Annotated in this window: 12 protein-coding genes; 2 read left to right on the top strand and 10 right to left on the bottom strand. The window is 71.9% G+C overall.

Annotated elements, in window-relative coordinates; all coding sequences use genetic code 11:
* Positions 1-171: 171 nt before the first annotated feature.
* The 8 genes from ACIBG8_RS34755 to ACIBG8_RS34720 are packed head-to-tail and all read right to left on the bottom strand — an operon-like array spanning position 172 to position 9,315.
* A complete protein-coding gene (locus ACIBG8_RS34755; RefSeq protein ID WP_397347326.1) occupies positions 172-1,812 on the bottom strand; it encodes an aldehyde dehydrogenase family protein in 1,641 nt (546 codons plus the stop codon).
* On the bottom strand, positions 1,809-3,008 hold the full coding sequence (locus ACIBG8_RS34750; RefSeq protein ID WP_397347325.1) for a P1 family peptidase: 1,200 nt from the start codon (positions 3,006-3,008) through the stop codon (positions 1,809-1,811). The genes ACIBG8_RS34755 and ACIBG8_RS34750 overlap by 4 nt, the downstream gene beginning before the upstream one ends.
* On the bottom strand, positions 3,005-4,432 hold the full coding sequence (locus tag ACIBG8_RS34745) for an ArgE/DapE family deacylase (RefSeq protein ID WP_397347324.1): 1,428 nt from the start codon (positions 4,430-4,432) through the stop codon (positions 3,005-3,007). The genes ACIBG8_RS34750 and ACIBG8_RS34745 overlap by 4 nt, the downstream gene beginning before the upstream one ends.
* On the bottom strand, positions 4,432-5,205 hold the full coding sequence (locus ACIBG8_RS34740; protein ID WP_397347323.1) for an ABC transporter ATP-binding protein: 774 nt from the start codon (positions 5,203-5,205) through the stop codon (positions 4,432-4,434). The genes ACIBG8_RS34745 and ACIBG8_RS34740 overlap by 1 nt, the downstream gene beginning before the upstream one ends.
* Positions 5,174-6,088, bottom strand: coding sequence for an ABC transporter ATP-binding protein (locus tag ACIBG8_RS34735; RefSeq protein ID WP_397347322.1), 915 nt, complete (start codon positions 6,086-6,088; stop codon positions 5,174-5,176). Before ACIBG8_RS34735 ends, ACIBG8_RS34740 begins: the two co-directional genes overlap by 32 nt.
* Positions 6,075-6,887 (bottom strand): ABC transporter permease, encoded by an 813-nt coding sequence (locus tag ACIBG8_RS34730; protein ID WP_397347321.1) that lies wholly within the window; start codon positions 6,885-6,887, stop codon positions 6,075-6,077. Before ACIBG8_RS34730 ends, ACIBG8_RS34735 begins: the two co-directional genes overlap by 14 nt.
* Positions 6,884-7,831, bottom strand: a complete 948-nt coding sequence (locus ACIBG8_RS34725) for an ABC transporter permease (RefSeq protein ID WP_397347320.1) — start codon at positions 7,829-7,831, stop codon at positions 6,884-6,886. The genes ACIBG8_RS34730 and ACIBG8_RS34725 overlap by 4 nt, the downstream gene beginning before the upstream one ends.
* Complete coding sequence (locus ACIBG8_RS34720; RefSeq protein ID WP_397347319.1) at positions 7,828-9,315, bottom strand: ABC transporter substrate-binding protein; 1,488 nt, start codon at positions 9,313-9,315, stop codon at positions 7,828-7,830. Before ACIBG8_RS34720 ends, ACIBG8_RS34725 begins: the two co-directional genes overlap by 4 nt.
* Positions 9,316-9,403: 88 nt before the next feature.
* Between ACIBG8_RS34720 and ACIBG8_RS34715 the strand changes: the two genes are divergently transcribed.
* Positions 9,404-10,138, top strand: a complete 735-nt coding sequence (locus ACIBG8_RS34715) for a FadR/GntR family transcriptional regulator (RefSeq protein WP_397347318.1) — start codon at positions 9,404-9,406, stop codon at positions 10,136-10,138.
* Here ACIBG8_RS34715 and ACIBG8_RS34710 read toward each other — a convergent pair.
* A complete protein-coding gene (locus ACIBG8_RS34710) occupies positions 10,127-13,294 on the bottom strand; it encodes a BTAD domain-containing putative transcriptional regulator (RefSeq protein ID WP_397347317.1) in 3,168 nt (1,055 codons plus the stop codon). The genes ACIBG8_RS34715 and ACIBG8_RS34710 overlap by 12 nt on opposite strands.
* A 62-nt stretch (positions 13,295-13,356) precedes the next feature.
* Here ACIBG8_RS34710 and ACIBG8_RS34705 point away from each other — a divergent pair, with 62 nt between their 5' ends.
* Complete coding sequence (locus tag ACIBG8_RS34705; protein ID WP_397347316.1) at positions 13,357-14,628, top strand: FAD-binding oxidoreductase; 1,272 nt, start codon at positions 13,357-13,359, stop codon at positions 14,626-14,628.
* Here ACIBG8_RS34705 and ligD read toward each other — a convergent pair.
* Positions 14,604-15,767, bottom strand: coding sequence for a non-homologous end-joining DNA ligase (ligD, locus tag ACIBG8_RS34700; RefSeq protein ID WP_397347315.1), 1,164 nt, complete (start codon positions 15,765-15,767; stop codon positions 14,604-14,606). The two genes, ACIBG8_RS34705 and ligD, sit on opposite strands and share 25 nt — an antisense overlap.
* Positions 15,768-15,769 lie beyond the last annotated feature (2 nt).

The raw sequence follows: 15,769 nt of genomic DNA, 5'->3' as shown, positions 1-15,769 counted from the left end.
CCAGCACGCCCTGACCCAGCACGCCCAACCCAGCACGCCCAACCCAGCACGGCCGGGCCCCGTGCTGCCCGGCCACTACGCACGCCAACCCCACACAAGCCCACCCGCACAGGTCGGCCCAAACAGGTCGGCCCAAACAGGCCACCCACGGGCCGACTCGATGCGGCTGGGTCAGTGGGGTCGGATGATGGCCATGCGGGTGACGGTGAGCTCCTCGATGGCGAAGCGTGGGCCTTCGCGGCCGATCCCCGAGTCCTTGACGCCGCCGTACGGCATGTTGTCCGCCCTGAACCCGGGCACCTCGTTGACCACGACTCCCCCGGCGTCCAGGCGGTCGATGGCGGCGAAAGCCGTACTCAGGGAGCGGGTGAAGACGGACACGTGCAGGCCGTACCGGGAGGCGTTGACGGCGTCGAAGGCCGCGTCGAGGTCGGCGACCTCACGGACGCAGACGACCGGCCCGAAGATCTCCTCGTCCCACACCATCGCACCCTCGGGCACATCGGTGAGAACCGTCGGCGCGATGGCCAACCCACACTCGTAAGGCGCGGTGGGACCACCCACCTCAGGCGCGGCCTGGCCACCCACCCCGGGCACGGCCTGGCCACCCACCCCGGGCGCGGCCTGGCTGCCCGCGTCGGGCGCGAGCAGGGCGGTGGGGCCATCCGCCTCGGGCGCGGCCTGAGTGCCCGCCTCAGGTGTGGGCTGGTTGCTCACCTTGGGGATGGTTTGGCCTGGTTCGTTCTCCTCCAGGCGGCCGCCCGTGACCAGGGTTGCGCCTGCTTCCACTGCCTTCTCCACCCAGTCCAGCACCCTCGCTGTCGAGCGGCCGTCGATGAGCGGCGCGACCCGCGTGTCCGCCGAGCGGGGATCCCCCACCACGACCGTGCTCATCCGCTCCGTCAGAAGCCCGACGAACTCCTCACGCACCGAAGCCTCCACCAGGACCCGCTGCACCGAGATGCACGCCTGGCCGGACGCGTAATACCCGCCCCGCACCACCGCGTCCGCCGCAGCCGCGAGGTCCGCGTCCGCCGCCACGACCAGTGCCGCATTCGATCCCAGCTCGAGCAACACCTTCGTCGGAGCCGCGTTCCTGGCGATGGCGTGACCGGCCGCCGCCGACCCGGTGAACGAGACCGCGCCTATCCTCCGGTCCTCGACCAGCGTCCGACCCACCTCCACGTCACCCGTGACGAGCTGTACGGCTGACGCGGGCAGGGCACCGGTCCCGCGAATCAGGTCGACCAGCCACAACGTGGCCAGCGGCGTCGCGGGTGCGGGCTTGACGATGATCGGGCACCCGGCCGCCAACGCCGGTGCGATCTTGTGGGCGGCCAGCAACAACGGGTAGTTGAACCCGGTGATCCCCACGACCACCCCGATCGGCCGCCGCGTCCAGAACCCGATCAACCCCTCCCCCGACGGCATCAGGTCGAGCGGCACCGTCTCGCCGTGCAGCCTGGCGACCTCCTCGGCGGCCGTGGCCAGCGTGACGAGCGTGCGCGCCACCTCGACCTTGCAGTCCACAAGCGGTTTGCCGGTCTCCAGGACGAGCAACTGCTCGAACTCCTCCTGGCGGGCCTTCAGCGCGTCGTGTGCCCCCATGAACGCGGTACGGCGGGCATGGGAGGGCACCTTCGCCATGACGGGGGCGATCTTCAGCGCCTCGTCGACGGCGCGACGCGCCAGCTCCGCCGTACCCACAGGAGCCTGAGCGACGGTGGAGCCGTCGTAGGGGAAGACCACGTCGGCGGTCTCCCGGGTGATCACCCAGCCGTCGCCGATGGGCAGGCCGTCGGGAAATTTCATGACACGTTGCTCCGGGCGCTGGGGAAGACGTCGAGGTACGCGGGCGCGCCCGCGCGGCCGGTCGCGGCCAGGACGGCGTGCGCGACGGCGCGGGCGAACACGTCGGCCCCCGCCGACAGGACGTCGTGCGTCTCGTCCTTGTCGGGGGCGGGGCGGGCGCAGGTGGCCAGGGCGAAGATGGTGTCGCCGTCGACCATCGTGTGTGCGGGCCTGATGGCCCTGGCCAGGCCGTCGTGGGCTACTCCGGCGAGCTTGCCGCACTGGGCTTTGGAGAGGGTGAGGTCGGTGGCGACGACGCCGATCGTCGTGTTGAACGGCGGGGTCTCGTCGGGTCGCCAGGCGTGGAGCTCTTGCTTGGACGGCTCGCGCAGGTCGAACTCCCCGGACAGCCCGTAGCGGGCGCCGGACAGGTAGCCGCTGCCGGGGTCGAGGACGGTGCCATGGGGGTTGACGACCGCCAGGGCGGCCACGGTAGCTCCTGATGGCAGGATCACCGACGCTGTGCCGATCCCCCCGGCAAACCCGCCGGCCACAGCCCCCGCTCCGGCCCCGATGGAGCCCTGGGCCGCCCCACCCGCCATCGCCACAGCCCCTGCCAGCGAAGCGCCGGAAAGGGCATCACCCGTCAAGGAACCGGCAGGTGCCGCGCCAGAGACGACGGCGCCCGCTTGGGCCGAGCCAGGGAGGGCGCCCGCGTGGGCAGAGCCGGAGAGGGCACCCGCCTGGGCAGAGCCGGAGAGGGCGCCGTGGGCAGGGCCGGAGAAGGCGGTGCTTGCCAAGGCGGCGTCGAGGGCGGCTGCGCCGAGTTGTCCGTCGGGGGTGGCTCTGAAGCGGCCGCCTCTCCCCAGGTCGTAGATGACGGCGGCGGGGACGATGGGCACGACACCGCCGTCCACGGGGAAGCCCACGCCTGCGTCGGCCAGGCGGTCCATCACGCCGCAGGCGGCGCTGAGGCCGTAGGCGCTGCCGCCGGACAGGGTGATGGCGTGCACCCGTTCGACGAGGTTGCGTGGGTCGAGGAGCTCGGTCTCCCTGGTCCCCGGGGCGGCTCCACGGACGTCGACGCCCGCCACCGCGCCTCCCTCAGGAGCCAGGATTACGGTGACGCCGGTCCGGTAGCCGTCGCCGATGCGGTGCGCGTGCCCTACCCGCAACCCCGCCACGTCCGCCAGCGAATTGCTGGCCCCGGGCTTCACGAGGCCGCGCCATCGTGGGAAAGGCCACCGGGGGAGGCGCCATCACGTGGAGCCCCGCCCCGAGAAAAGGCATCGCGAGAGGCCCCGGAGTCTGGGGTGGCGGAGTCTGGGGTGGCGGAGCCAGGGGTCGCAGAGGCGGGGGTCGCAGAGGCGGGGGTCGCAGAGGCGGGGGTCGCAGAGGCGGGGGTCGCAGAGGCGGGGGTCGCAGAGGCGGGGGTCGCAGAGGCGGGGATGGCGGAGTCGGGAGCGGCAGGGCGGGGGGTGGTCAGGAAGAGGCGGGCGGCCTCCGCGAAGACGCGGGTGCAGCGGACGATCTCCTCCACCTCCACGAACTCGTCCGCCTGGTGCGCGATCCACTTGCCCCCAGGCCCGTACACCACCGACGGAATACCACCCCAATGCGTAAGGATCGTCCCGTCCGTGGACCCGGGCACGCCGCCGTACACCGGCTCCTCCCCCGTCACCGCCCGGTGCGCCCCCGCGAGCGCCACCACCACGGGATCACTCACCGGCACGTCCACCGCCGGCCGGTCCACCAGCACCGTCACCTCAGCCACGATCCCGTCGAACGCCGCCAGCTCCAACACCCGAGCAGCCACGTCCTTGTGCACCACCCCAGGAATGGTCCGCACGTCCACGAAGACCGACGCCACCGCGGGAATGACGTTCACCTGCTCCTCGGTCCCCGCCTGGACGACGGTAGGCGTCACGTACACCTCACCAAGGTGCTCGTGCGCCGGATAAGCCGCCTGCAGCGAGGACTGCAAAGACCGAAGGCCCTCCAGCAGCGCCCCCACCGCCTGGATAGGGTTGCGCCCGTGCTGCGGCATCGCCCCGTGCGCCATCTTCCCGGCGAAGTCCACCCGCAGCCGCAAAGCCCCCTTGGCGACCGCGCAGATCTCCCCCGCCTCGGGCTCGGCGACGATCGCCCCGTCCACGTCCTCTCCCAGCCCGGAGGACACGAAGTGGTGCGCCCCGAGCATCAGCCCCTCCTCGTCGGCCAGCGCGCACACCTTGATCCGCCCAGGGAACGGTCCAGCCAGCTGCAAAGCCCGCGTGGCATACAAAGTCGCGGCAAGTCCGGACTTCATGTCCGCGCTCCCCCGCCCCCAAAGCCGCCCGTCGCGGATCTCCCCTCCGAAGGGATCCACGGTCCAGGTCGACAGGTCGCCCTCGGTCACCACGTCGGTGTGCCCCTCGAACATGAGCGTCGGCCCAGGCAGCCCGTACGAGACGACGGCCACCACGTTGGGCCGTCCAGGCGCCGCGTAGGAGATCGACGGCTCCCACCCCCAGGACCGCATCTTCTCGGCGACCAGCAATGCCGCCGGGTCCTCGTTCCTCCCCAGGGCGGGGTCGTTCGTGCTCGGGATGCGGACGAGCGCCTGGGTGAACTCGACCACGCCGTCGGCGTCGATTTCCATCAAAGGAGTCCCTCCAGTGTCGGTACGGCCTGCAGAAGGGTCTGCGTGTAAGGGTGCTGGGGCGCGGCCCAGACGGAGTCCACCGGTCCTGACTCCACGATCTCCCCGTCGTGCATGACGGTGACGCTCTCGCACACGTGCCGCACGACCGACAGATCGTGCGAGACGAAGACGAGCGTGAGCCCGTGCGCGTCGACGAGGTCGGCGAGCAGGTTGAGTATCTGCCCGCGTACGGACACGTCCAGCGCGGAGACCGGCTCGTCGGCGACCAGCACGGACGGCCTGGGCGCCAGCGCGCGGGCGATGGCGATGCGCTGCCGCTGCCCGCCGGAGAACTGGTGCGGGTACCGTTCTGCCGCAGAAGCGGGCAGCCCCACCTCGTCCAGCAGTTCCGCGACCCGCCCGCCGACCGGCAGGCCCAGGGCGACCAGGGGTTCTGCGACGATGTCGCGCACCCGCATGCGGGGGTCGAGCGAGCTCATCGGGTCCTGGAAGACGATCTGCAGCTTCTCCCGCAGGAACCGCAGGTTGGACCGCCCGACGATCTCCTGCCCCTCGAACCTGATGGACCCGGAGGTGGGCCGGTCGAGCCCGCACAGCAGCCGCAGCAGCGTCGACTTGCCCGACCCGGACTCGCCGACGATCCCGAACCGCTCCCCCTGCCCGACCGTCAGCGACACCCCTTTGAGCGCGTGGACGGGCGTGCGCCTGCGCTTGTAGACGCGGGTGAGCCCCGAGATCTCAATCACCGGGGTGCCAGCATGCGAAGGCATGGCCGTCTCCTGTCAGCACGGGCTCACTCAGGCACATATCGCTAGCAAAAGGACACCGATTCCTGAACACGCACCCGTCGGGGAACTCCCCAGCGGAGGGCACGGTCCCCTTGATGGTCGGCAGCCGCGTGCCGCGCGGCGTGAGCCGGGAGGAGTCGAGCAGCCCCTGGGTGTAGCGGTGGCGAGGCCGCGTGAACACCTCGCGCATGGGGCCGCTCTCCACGACCCGCCCGCCGTACATCACCAGGACCCGCTCGCACACCGACGCCACCACGGCCAGGTCGTGGGTGATGAACAGCAGCGCGGGCGCCACCTCGGCGATGAGCTCCAGCATCTGCTTCTGCACGGTCACGTCGAGCGCGGTCGTGGGTTCGTCGCAGATGAGCAGCGCGGGCTCGTTGGCCAGCGCGATCGCCAGCATGACCCGCTGACGCTGCCCGCCGGAGAGCTGGTGCGGGTAGGCGCGGGCGAGCTGTTCCGGCTGCGGGAGCCGTACCCGAGAGAGCAGTTCCAGCGCGCGGAGGCGAGCGTCACCACGGGCCACGCCGTGCAGCGTCATGACCTCGGCCACCTGCTTACCGACCCGCATGGTCGGGTTGAGCGCGGTCATCGGCTCCTGGAACACCATCGAGGCGACCCGCCCGCGCAGCCCCTTGAGCTCGCGCTCGGGAACCCCGACGAGGTTCTGCCCGTCGAGCGAGGCCTTGCCTGAGGCGGTGACGCCCTCCGGCAGCAGCCCCATCAGCGACAGCGCGGTCAGCGACTTGCCGGAACCCGACTCACCGATCAGCCCGACCCGCTCGCCGGGTGCGATCCCGAAGGAGACGTCACGCACCAGCTCCAGCGAGCCCGCGCGCACGGAGAGGCCCTCAACGCTCAGCACGGATCCTCCTGAGCTTGGGGTCGAGGTGGTCGCGCAGCCCGTCGCCCAGGAGGTTGAACCCCAGAACGGCCAGCGCGATCGCCAGCCCGGGCCAGATCGCCAGGCGCGGCGTGGAGAACAGCAGCTCCTGCGACTCCTGCAACATCCGCCCCCACGACGGGGTCGGCGGCCGGGTGCCGAAGCCGAGGAACGACAGCGCCGCCTCGGCCAGGATCGCGATGGCGAACGACACCGACGCCTGCACGATGAGCATCGGCCCGATGTTCGGCACGACATGGCGTACGGCTATCGCCCACGGCGTGCGCCCGGCGGCGCGGGCGGCGAGCACGTAGTCGGTGACCATGACCTGCATCGTGGCCGCCCGCGCGATGCGGGCGAAGGCCGGTACGGTCGCCACCCCGATCGCGATCATCGCGGTCAGCGTCGAGGCCCCGTAGACGGCGCCGAGCATGACGGCCAGCAGCAGCGCGGGAAAGGCGAAAACCAGGTCGTTGATCCGCATGATCGTCTCGGACAGCCAGCCGAACGGCGTCATGCCCGCCAGCATCCCGAGCGGCACGCCGATGAGCGCGGCGATGCCCACGGCCACGATGCCCACGTACAAGGTGGTCCTGGCCCCGACCATGAGCTGGCTGAACGTGTCCCGCCCGAACTTGTCGGCGCCCATCAGGCCACCGGTCGACAGCCGGCGTGAGGCGTCCACGAAGGTCGGGTCGTACGGCGTCCACACGAACGACACCAGCGCGGCCACGACCACGAGCGCGACGAGAAAGACGCCGATGACCAGATTGAGCTTCATCGCGCCCCCCGCAGCCTGGGGTCGAGCGCGGCGTACGCCACGTCCACCACGAAGTTGATCAGCAGCACGGCCACCACGAGCAGCATGACCACGCCCTGCACGAGCAGCAGGTCGCGCTGGGCGACGCCGTTGAGCAGCAGGTCGCCGAGGCCGGGCACGACGAAGACGCGCTCGACCACGACCGCGCCGATGAGCAGCGTGGCCAGCTGCAGGCCGAGCACGGTGACGACGGGGATCGCGGCGTTGCGCAGGCCGTGCCTGAACAGGGCGCCGAGCTTGCCGCGCCCCTTGGCGCGGGCCGTACGCAGGTAGTCCTCGCGCATGACCTCAAGCACCGCGCTCCTGACGTAGCGGGTGAGCACCGCGCCCTGGACCAGCCCCAGGGACAGCCACGGGAGCAGCAGGCTCCTGAACCACTCCACCGGGTCCTCGGCCAGCGGCACGTACCCGCCGGACGGCAGCGCCTGGGCCTGCACGGCGAAGACGTACACCAGCAGGATGCCCGCCAGGAACGCCGGGATCGCGATGCCGACCTGGGAGAGCGCCGAGATCGCCGCGCCGAGCGCGTTGCGGTGGTGCACCGCGGCGAACGTGCCCAGCGGGACGGCGATGAGCAGCGCGATCACCATGCCGCCGAGCACCAGCACCAAGGTCACGCCGAAGCGGTCGGCTATCTGCTCGCCGATGGGCGAGCTGGTGACGTAGGAGGTGCCGAAGTCGCCGGTGGCCAGGCCGCCGATCCAGTCGAGGAACTGCACGACCAGCGAGCGGTCGGTGCCGAACTGCTTGCGCAGCGCCTCGATCGCCTCGGGCGTCGCGTTGACGCCGAGCGCCACCTGGGCCGGGTCGCCGGGCAGCAGCGCCATGAAGGCGAAGACGACCACGCCGGCGACGGCGGTGCTCGCGAGGAGCACCGCCAGCCGCTTGAGCAGGTAGACGATCACTGCTTGGCGAGTCCGGTGAAGTCGAAGGACTCGGCGATGGCGTTCTTGGGCAGCCCGGTGATGCCCTTCTTGGCCACCATGAGGTTGGGGAAAAGGAACAGCCAGTCGGCGGCCGCGTCGTCGGACAGCAGCTTGGCCGCGGCCTTCAGGTTGTCCGTCTGCTCCTGCTCGGTGCCCTCGTCGGCCTTGGCGAGCAGCTTGCCGAACTCCGGGTTGTCGTAGCGGAAGTAGTACGACTTGTCGGAGAAGATGCCGAGGTCGCGGGGCTCGACGTGGTTGATGATGGACAGGTCGTAGTCGCCCTGCTTGAACACCACGTCCAGCCAGCGGGCCGGGAACTCCAGCGGGTCGATCTCGGCGTTGATGCCGACCGCCGCGAGCTGCGACTTGACCACCTGCGCCGCGGCGACCGCGTAGGGCAGGTTGGGGATGCGCATCTTCACGTTGAGCGGCTTGCCGCCGAGCAGTTCCTTGGCCTTGGCCTGGTCGAAGGGGTAGTCGCCGGTGCGGTCCTCGTACCAGGGGTCGGTCGGCGGGACCATCGAGCCGATGAGCTGCCCGTGCCCGGCCCATGCGGTGTCGAGCAGCGCCTTGTGGTCGATGGCGTAGCGGACGGCCTGGCGCGCCTTCTTGTCGTTGAACGGCGGGCGCGAGTTGTTGAGCGACAGCACCACCTCGCCGTTGGTGGTGCCCTCGACGGTCTGGAAGCGGTTGGTGTCGGCGAACTGGGCCAGCGACTCGGGCGCCTGCACCGCGGAGATGACGTCGATGCCGCCGGTCAGCAGCGCGTTGTTCATCGCGGTCGCGTCCTTGAAGTACTTCAGGGTGACCGTGGAGAGCTTGGGCTTGGCGCCCCAGTACTTCGCGTTGGAGGTGAGCTGGAGCGAGTCGCCGCGCTTCCACGTGCCGAGCTGGTACGGGCCGGTGCCGACGGGCTTGTTGGCCAGGTCGGACACGCCGGTGCGGCTGAACATCGCGCCCAGGCGGGTGGCCATCGAGTAGAGCCAGCCGTTGCTCGGGTGCTTGAGCGTCACGACGGCGGTGGTGTCGTCCTTCTTCTCCACCTTGTCGACGACGTCCATCTGCGCCTTGATCTTCAGCTTCCAGTCGGACTTGACCCGGTTGAGGGAGAAGACGACGTCGTCGGCGGTGAAGGGGGCGCCGTCGCTGAACGTGACGCCCTTGCGCAGGGTGAAGGTGTAGGTCTTGTTGTCGGGCGAGACCTCCCACTTCTCGGCGAGCAGCGGGCTGATCTTGCCGTCCTGGCCGAGCTTGACCAGGCCCTCGTAGACGTTGACGAGCAGCGCCTGCGGGATGGCCGCGCCCTCGGTCGCGGTGAAGTCGAGGTTGGCCGGTTCGGCGACGAAGCCGACGCTCAGCGTTTCCGACTTGGGGGCCGCTGTGCCTTTCGTAGAACTGCCGCCACACGCGGCCGCGCTCAGTAGGAGGCCGCCCACGGCGACCCAGGTCCCGATTCGCCTCATTCGTTTAGCCTCCTGGCTAGTGCACTGGTCTGACCAGTAGGCTACGCACACTGCCAGCCCAGGGACTTTCCGGTCAAGAGGGGTCTTGATGAGGTTTGAGCCCGTACGAACCGTGCGCGCTTACGAGCGCATCGTCGAGCAGATCGAGGAGGCCGTCGAGCGCGGGGACCTGCGTCCCGGCGAGCGGTTGCCGAGCGAGCGCGAGCTCATGGTGCAGTTCTCGGTGAGCCGGTCGACGGTGCGCGAGGCGCTGCGCGTGCTGCAGGCGCGCGGGCTGGTCAGGTCGCGGCCGGGCGATCCGAACGGTGCCGAGGTGCAGCCCTTCACGCCAGCCGCGCTGCACAAGTCGATGACGACGCTGGCCAGGGTGGACGAGCTGTCGATCGGCGAGCTGGTGCAGTTCCGCATGGTGCTCGACAGCGCGGCCAACCTGCTGGCCGCGCGGCTGAAGACGCCCGAGCAGCTCGCCGAGATGGAGGCGGCGATCGCCGCCATGCGCGCCTCGGCCGACCAGGGTTACGAGACCTTCAGCGCGGCCGACGTGGCCTTCCACGACGCGGTCGCCAGGGCCAGCGGCAACAAGCTCATCGAGATCTGCAACGACGTGGTCCGTTCGATCGTGCTCAACCTGGTCGCGGGCAAGCTCGCCGACGCCCCCGAGCTGATGGAGCGCAGCGTGCGCCACCACGAGGAGGTCCTTGAGGCGGTACGGCAGGGCGACGGGCAGAGTGCCGCGCGGCTGGCCCGCCAGACGATGTACGACTACTACGAGACCTACGTGCCCGAGGCCCAGCGCGACGCGCTGCGCGCGCTACTGGAGTAGCTTCGCGCTCTGCTCCGCCCAGTAGGAGAGCCCCAGCTCCTCGTGCCGGGCGACGGCGGCCCGCGCGTGCTCCCTTCCGAGATCCGTACGGCCCAGCCGGAACGCCAGCTCGGCGAGCACGTGATGCCCGCACCCCCAGGCCGAGCTGCCCGTGCCCACCACGGTGAGCAGGTCGGCCTGCGGCAGCAGCCGCTCGTAGAGCTCGGCAGGGTCGGGCGCGCCCAGCCTGGCGGCCACCTGCCCCCACATCGGGATGGCGAAGTCGGCCGCCCAGTCGAGCCGGAGGTCGGCGCCCCACCGCTCCAGCATGGCCCGCGCACGCTCGTCCTGCCCGAGGTCGAGCGCGGCCAGCACGGCCAGCGGCCGGATCGGCAACATCTGCGGCTCCTCGCCCGCCGCCTCCAGCTCGTCGGCGATCTCGGCCACCCGGCCCTGCCCGCGCCTGCAGGTGTAGGTGAGGCTGAGCCGCCGCGCCTCGATGCCCCACAGGCTGGAGCCGAAGGTGGGCTTGGGGAAGCGGCTCGCCATGTCCTCCGCCTCGTCCCAGCGGCCTTCGAGGGTGAGCCTGCCGGTCTCGGCGACCCGCAGCAGCGTCTCCAGCTCCGGCCGGTGCATCTCGGCCAGCAGCCGCTCGCAGGTGGCCAGCTCGCGCTTCCACTCGGCCAGCTCACCGGCGCGCAGCAGGCAGGACAGCCGGAACACCCCGCCGACCAGCCGCGCCGCCTTCGGCAGCCCGGGGATCGCGGTCATCTCCTCGGCCGCGCGCAGCCGTACGGCGTTGTTGCCCGGCACGAACGAGGCCAGCAGATAGTTCGAAAGCGTCTGAGCCAGCAAGGCCGGTTCGTCCAGACCGCGGGCGAGCTCGACCGCCTCCAGCGCCAGCCTCTCTCCCTCTGCGCGGCGCGGGCCGTAGTGCAGTTCGAGCCCCAGCGTGCCGAGCAGCGCCGCCCGGTCGCGGTCGGCCAGCTCGCCGTCGAGCAACCCCTCGACGGTGGCCACCATCGGGGCGTCGACGATCCCGTACGGTCGCCAGTTCCAGACGCTGAGCCCGCCGAACACGGTCACCGCGCCGATCAGCGCCTCCCGGTCGCCCAGCCGCTCCGCCTGGCCGATCGCCTCGGTGAGGTCGCGCATCGCGCCCGCCGCGTCGCCGATGGTGCGGCGGGCCTGGCCCAGCTCGGCCAGCGCCCGGCACCGCTCGGCCGAGTCGCCGGGCGGCAGGTGGGTGAGCGCCGCCTCCCACTGCTCGACCGCCTCGGTGTAGCCCAGGCGGTTCGTGGCCAGGCGGGCGGCGTCGGCCGCGTAGGTGGCCGCTTTGGCAGCGCCGCCGACCCGCGCGGCGGCGGCGAAGTGCGCGGCCAGGGCGAACGGGTCGGCCTGCGGCTGCGCCTCGAGGTATTCGCCGATCCGCAGGTGGAGCCGGGCGCGCTGGAGCCTGCCCAGCCCGGCTTCGAGCGCCTGCCTGACGAGGGCGTGCGAGAAGCGGTAGTCGGCCCCTGCGGGCGGCTCGGCCAGGAGCCCGGTGGCCACAGCGGGCTCCAACTGGGACATCACCTCCTCCAGCGGGCTGTCCGCCACGGCTGCCAGCAGGTCGGCGTCCACGTCGCGCCCGGCCACGGCCGCCGCCCTCAGCAGGGCCTGGGTGTCCTCGGGCAGGCGCGCCACCCGCCGGTCGATCACGTCGCGGGCGCCCTCGGGCACCTCGTCACGCTCGTGCGCGGGCAGCCTCAGCAGCTCGGTCAGGTAGAAGGGGTTGCCGCCCGAGCGTTCGAGCAGCGCGGGCGCCGACGCCTCGACCTGGCGCAGCCGCAGGAACGCCGACACCGCCGCCGCGTCGAACGGGGCCAGCGCCGCGCGGGCCGTCGCGGGCTGCCTGGCCAGCGCGGCGAGCGTCTCGCGCAGCTCCTCCTCGTGCCGCCCCGGCTCGGTCCGCACGGTCACCACCACGACGGCCGGCAGCCGCGCCAGCTCCCCCGCCAGGTGCGCCAGCAGCCGCAGCGAGGACACGTCCGCCCAGTGCAGGTCGTCGAGCACGAGCAGGAAGGGGCCTTCACGCAGCGCCGAGACGACCCCGTCGTACAGGTCGAAGAGTTCGGCGGCCGCCTCGGTGATCAGCCCCGCCTGGATCCACGGCCAGAACGCCGGGGCAGGGCCGTCGAGGCAGCGCCCCCACGCCACCCGGAAGCCGCGCGCCGCCGCCTCGTCGGCCGCCGCCTGGGCCAGCCGCGTCTTGCCGATGCCCGCCTCGCCGGTGATCAGCACGGCGCCACCGCTGCCGCGCCTGGCCTCGGCCAGCCGCTCGCCGACCAGGTGAAGCTGCTCGTCGCGGTCGACCAGCCCGGCGCCGAGCACCGGCTCGGCCGCCCTGGGCGGCTCGGCGTGCCTGGGCGCCTCCAGCTCGTCCGCCTGGTCGAGCACCGCCTGCTCCAACCGGCGCAGGTCGGGGCCCGGCTCCAGGCCGAGGTCGTCGAGGAGCAGGGCGCGCACCCTGCGCAGCGCGGCGAGCGCGTCCGCCTGCCGTCCAGCCCGGTAGAGGGCCAGCACGAGCAGCCCCCATCCTCGCTCGCGGTAGGGGTGCGCCTCGACCAGGCCTTCCAGGTCAGGCACGCAGGCGGCGGCCTCGCCCAGCGACAGCCGCGTCTCGAAGCGGTCCTCGATCGCGCCCAGCCGCACCTCGGCCAGGCGGGCGACGAACGGTTGCGCGAACTCCAGGTCGGGGAACTCGGCCAGCGGGTCGCCGCGCCACAGGGCCAGCGCCCGGTCGAGCACCTCGCGCGCCTCAGCGTGGTCGCCGCGCCGCACCGCCCTGCGCCCCTCCTCCGCCCACGCGGCGAAGCGGGCCAGGTCGACTTGGCCGGGCGCGACGTCGAGCAGGTAGCCGGGCTCGCGGGTGAGCAGCAGCTTCGGCGGGGTGCGCGGCTTGCGCCCAGGTTCGAGGACGCGGCGAAGGTGGGAGATGTAGGACTGCAGCGTGCCCGTCGCGGTGGCCGGGCCCTCGCCCGCCCACAGCTCGTCGATCAGCCGGTCGAGCGGCACGATGCGCCCGGGCTCGAGGGCGAGCATCGCCAGCACGGCCCGCTGCTTGCGGGTGCCGAGATCGACGCGCTCACCCGCGTCGTCGTCGACCTCCATCGGCCCGAACAGCCGAAACTCCATCAGCAGCCAACCTCAACTCGACCCCAAGTCGCGCCCAAACGACACCTGCCATCGTATGAGTCATGAACGAACTGAAGAACATCCTCCTCCCCGGCACCGACGGTTTCGACGAGGCCACCCGCCCCTGGAACCTCGCCGTGCACCAGCCCGTCGCGGCCGTGGTCCTGGCGGAGAGCGCCGACGACGTGGCTGCCGCGGTGAGCTACGCGAGGCTGAACGGGTTGACGATCACGGCGCAGGCGAGCGGGCACGGCGCCAGCGGCGACAGCGAGGGGCTGCTCCTGCTGCGCACCGACGGGCTGACCGAGCTGGAGATCCGGCCAGGGGAGCGAGTGGCCCGGGTGGGCGCGGGCGTGAAGTGGGGCGACGTGCTGGCCGCCGCCGGCCCGCACGGGCTGACCGGACTGGCAGGAAGCTCCCCCGTGGTCAGCGTGACCGGTTACACGCTGGGTGGCGGGCTGAGCTGGTTCTCACGCAAGTACGGCCTGGCCGCCAACAGCGTGCGCTCCTTCGACATCGTGGACGCCGAGGGCGTGCAGCGCACCGTGGACGCGGAGTCCGACCCCGACCTGTTCTGGGCGCTGCGCGGCGCGGGCGGCGACTTCGCCGTGGTGACCGCGATCGAGTTCGACCTGCACCCCGCGCCCCACCTGTACGGCGGGCGGATCATGTGGCCCGCTGACCGGGCCCCCGAGGTCCTCGCCGCCTACCGCGAGGTCACCGCGACCGCACCCGACGAGCTGACCGTGTGGTTCGACCTGCTGCAGTTCCCCGGCAGCCCGGCGTTCGTCGCCGTCGACTCCACCTACCTGGGCGAGGACCCTGGCGACCTGCTCGCCCCCTTCGACAAGATCAGCGGCGCCATCTCCGACTCCAGGGGCCCCCTCCAGGTGGCCGACCTGGGCACCATCGCCGCAGAGCCCACCGACCCGTCGCCCGGCCTCGCCAGGGCCGAGCTGCTGACCGCGCTGGACGACGACGTGGCCGAGCTGCTGCTGGCCGAGCCGATCGCGCCGCTGCTCAGCGTGCAGATCAGGCACCTGGGCGGCGCGCTGGCCCGGGAGGCGGACAGCGCGGCGGGGAACCTGGCGGAGCCGTACTCCATCTACCTGTTCGGCATCCCGCTGCCCGGCGTGCCGGAGAAGCTGCGCTCGCTGGGCGACACGCTGGTGCCGCACACCACCGGGCGCAGGCCGTACACCTTCCTGGCGCCCGGCGACAACGCCGCTTCCGCCTTCTCCGGCGAGACGCTCGCCAGGCTGCGCGAGCTCAAGCGGGCGCGCGACCCGCGCGGGGTGCTGCGCGCGAACTACCCGGTCGGCCAGGGGTTGTAGTCCACCTCGAGCTCCTCCTGAGCGGGGCGCTCCGCCTCGGGGACGTGCTGGAGGTTGACCCTGATCCGGTACCAGACGCTGCTGCGTCCCCGCATCCCGTCGACCAGTACGTCGGCCGGTTCCAGCAGGCCCGCCACCTCCGGGTGGCGGGCCTTCCAGCGTTCCAGCCCCTCCAGCGCCTCGGCCTTGTGCTGGGCGCGGGCGATCTCGATGAGCGGCAGCTCCTGCCGTTCCGGCGCGGGGCCCTGGGTCTCGGCGAGTTCGAGGAGCTGCTCGATGGAGCCCTCGTGCAGGTCCATGTCCTCCCACGGGTCGCCCCTGTCGGCGAACCGCTTGGGCACGGTGTCGATGGTGAAGGCGGCCGGGTCGCAGGTCGCGACCTCGTCCCAGGTCAGCGGGGTGGACACACGGGCGTCCGCGAGCGGCCTGACGGAGTAGGCGGAGGCGACGGTGCGGTCGTAGGCGTTCTGGTTGTAGTCGACGAAGACGCCGTGCCGCTGCTCCTTCCACCACCTGCTGGTCGCGATGTCGGGGGCGCGCCGCTCGACCTCCCTGGCCACCGCCTCTGCCGCCCTGCGCACCTCGGCGAACGTCCAGCGCGGCTCGATGCGGGCGTAGACGTGGAAGCCGCGCGAGCCCGACGTCTTCGGCCACGCGGTCAGCCCGAAGTCGTTCAGCACCTCGCGGGAGACCTGCGCGGTCATCAGCGTCTCCTCCCACGGCACGCCGGGGATCGGGTCGAGGTCGATGCGCAGCTCGTCGGGGTGTCCGAGGTCCTCGGCGCGCACCGGGTGCGGGTTGAGGTCGACGCAGCCCAGGTTGACGCTCCAGAGCACGGCGGCCAGGTCTCGCGGCACGACCTCGTCGGCGCTGCGGCCGGAGCGGTAGCGCAGCTCGGCCACCTCGATCCAGTCGGGGCGCTTGGAGGGGGCGCGCTTCTGGAAGAACGCCTCCTCCTCGATGCCCTTGACGAACCGCTTGAGCACCATCGGCCTGCCCAGCACGCCGCGCAGCGCGCCGTCGCCGACCGCCTGGTAGTAGCGGATCAGGTCGAGCTTGGTGTGGCCGCTGCGCGGGAACACCACCTTGTCGGGGTTGGTGATGCGGACTTCCCGCCCGTCGACCTCGATCTCCGGCATGT

The organism is Nonomuraea sp. NPDC050556 (assembly GCF_044457355.1).
In the GTDB taxonomy this organism is placed as follows: domain Bacteria; phylum Actinomycetota; class Actinomycetes; order Streptosporangiales; family Streptosporangiaceae; genus Nonomuraea.
This window is presented reverse-complemented; position numbering and strand designations above follow the sequence as displayed.